Raw genomic sequence first — 2,626 nt, forward strand, 5'->3', positions numbered from 1 at the left:
TATTTTTTACCTATATTGAATCCACATTTTGATTCTTTGGAACGATAAATACAACCTTTTCTTTCCGATCATTAACAAAATAAATAGCAAAAACGATTTTACTAAGTCACTTTTATAACTACAAAAGATTGCTAAAAAATATAAAAACGGTTAATGTTTTTCCATTTTTAAAAGTTAAAACAACGCTAAATGATCATTTTATTTTTCTTCTTATGAAACATTATTTGAGCCATTATTAAATGAATGATACTCCTTTCTTTAATAGCAGCGTGCTATGTTGTGAAATTGTGGTATTGTGACATTGTATTGATGTTATTTTGTTATCTCCTCCTTTACCTTTCGTTTGGTCTAAGTGGTTGCCTTAGCAACCACTTATTAATAAAAAAAGAGAACATCTATTTAAAGATGCTCTCTAATTGGATCATTGTTAGCCTATTAAATTGAATTATTGATTAAATAAAGATGTAATGGGTAAATGATCACGTCGCTTATTCAGCGTATGTACTTCTGCGAATTCAGACTTAAGAGATTTCATTAAGTATCCTTGCATTGCTTCAACGGTTTCATTTTTTTGAATTAATGTAGCTTTAAAACGCTTAAGAACATTAACAATTTCAAATTCCATATCTTCTAATAAATAATATGCATCAATAGAATTGTTGAAGGATGTTTTGGCTTTTAGTAATACAGTTTTGATAATTTTAATTTCAGCTATTTCAAAGTTACTTAGATAGTTTTGAATACTATGTGGTAGTTCTTCGAGTAATTGGAATTTTAAAGCCTCATTATTAAAGTTTGAATTGTCGTGATTTGAATGATTTGTATGATTACTAGGATATGTTAATTTCTTATCATTCAAATCATCCGTATCATTACTCTCAGTCTTAATATAATCAGTATCATTATAATTAGTATCATTAGACTGTGAATTCGGAAGTTCTTGACCACTTAAATTCACAGTTCTAGAACTTCCAAATTCATTGTTCTGGAACTGTGAATTTGGAAGTTCCTTGGTACGACTGGCTTTAATGTCATAATTAGGTTTTAATAGGTATAATCTATTTGGTTTATTAAGGCCAACACGTTCTTGAGTTAGTAAATTAAAATTTACTAACTCTTTTTTCAATTTTATAATTTTTTGTTCTGCATAACCTAAGTATTCGCACAGATGTTTATTACTGAAAATAAAGTATATGTTATTATTTTTATCTACCCATTCATTTTGGATGGATAATTCAAAGCGATCTTTTAATAATGCATACATAATTTTTGCTTCCGCCGACATTTTCTTAAAATATTCATCTTCAAATAAATATTTAGGCAGTTGATAAAACCTTTCAGTTTTTACTTGTGATAAATTGTATTTTTCAAAATTGGGCATAATAAAAACCTCATTTCCATTTTTGGGACTGAGGTAATAAAACAATTTTTACGTAAGTTATATGTTTTGTGCTTGCACTTAGATGATTAGATATATATAATACAAGTATCAAAAAAATATATAAACAAACGAGTGCGAATCGTTTTATTACCGAGAGTCGATGCTACGCCAATAGCATCGACTCTTTTAATATTCATAAAGTAATATTAACACTTTTAATGGCGTATATAAAGAGTTTTAAATGTAGTTAAAAGCACATTACAATTACAAAATGTATAATTCATTAGTTTAGTACCTAATTAAGCTACAAAAACATTTTATAAGAGGATAATTAGATATCTAGGTAGTTAATAGGTAGTAAATTTAGTGGTAAATGATGAAATGAATTTAATTAGGTGGTAAAATTTAGGTACTAAATTAGGTACCTAAGGGTGGATATTATGAAAACTATTAAAATGGTTGCTGATGAATTAGGTGTAACTAAACAAACTATTGTTAATAATGCTAAAAGTTTAAATATATCTTTTGAAAAAGAAAATGGAATTAATTATATTGATGATAATGATTGTTTAAAAATTATAGAAAAAATCACTAAGAAAGAGAGTACAACCCAAAATAAAGGATCAGTAAAAAAAGAATTGTTTGATGAAAATACTGCAAAAGTAGAAAAGAATATATATAATAATTCAAATAGTTCTGAGACATTAAAAACAAAAGTAAACGAATTAGAAAAGCAAATAGAAATCTTTGAAACTAGAGCTAAAAATGATGAAAAATATATTGAGAATCTAACTAAGCAATTAGATCAACAAAATAGTAATGTTAATACATTAAATAAATTGTTGGAGAATCAACAAATATTAGCTTTAGAAAGCAATAAAAAAATTCAAAAACTAGAAAGTCAATTAGAAGAAGAAAGACAGCTTAATTATTCTTTTGATACAGCGACGAATAATAGACAGAATATTAATCCGCAAGAAGCAACTTTTACTGAAGAATCTCAAAATATCAACCAACAACAAAAAAAACATCAACCAACAGAAGTAAATCATAAGGATATAGCCGAAGAGAAAAAGAATGATAGTACAAATGAAGATGAATTAACAAAAGAGGATAAGTTCGTTGAAGAAACGAAGAGTGTTTCCGATAATAATAGGGAGATAGAACCACCTAAAAAGGGGTTTTGGAGTCGTTTGTTTGGTAACTAATCAATTAAAAAGACACGACAAGTTCATGAACTTGTCG

The 2,626-nt window shown here is 27.0% G+C and carries 2 protein-coding genes; one reads left to right on the plus strand and one right to left on the minus strand.

Translation table 11 applies throughout. The features are described from left to right. Nucleotides 1-445 precede the first annotated feature (445 nt). On the minus strand, nucleotides 446-1,381 hold the full coding sequence (locus HMPREF2706_RS00040; protein ID WP_049427221.1) for a replication initiator protein A: 936 nt from the start codon (nucleotides 1,379-1,381) through the stop codon (nucleotides 446-448). A 440-nt stretch (nucleotides 1,382-1,821) separates the two neighbouring features. On the opposite strand from HMPREF2706_RS00040, the gene HMPREF2706_RS00045 reads away from it, so the two are divergent. Then, on the plus strand, nucleotides 1,822-2,589 hold the full coding sequence (locus HMPREF2706_RS00045; RefSeq protein ID WP_049399516.1) for a DUF536 domain-containing protein: 768 nt from the start codon (nucleotides 1,822-1,824) through the stop codon (nucleotides 2,587-2,589). Nucleotides 2,590-2,626 lie beyond the last annotated feature (37 nt).

It is taken from the genome of Staphylococcus sp. HMSC067F07 (assembly GCF_001837405.1).
Taxonomy (GTDB): Bacteria; Bacillota; Bacilli; order Staphylococcales; family Staphylococcaceae; genus Staphylococcus; species Staphylococcus capitis.

What these genes read in the sequence shown, in the direction of transcription:
- HMPREF2706_RS00040 (WP_049427221.1), bottom strand. Translation starts at nt 1,381, where the DNA reads ATGCCCAATTTTGAAAAATACAATTTATCACAAGTAAAAACTGAAAGG.
- HMPREF2706_RS00045 (WP_049399516.1), top strand. Translation starts at nt 1,822, where the DNA reads ATGAAAACTATTAAAATGGTTGCTGATGAATTAGGTGTAACTAAACAA.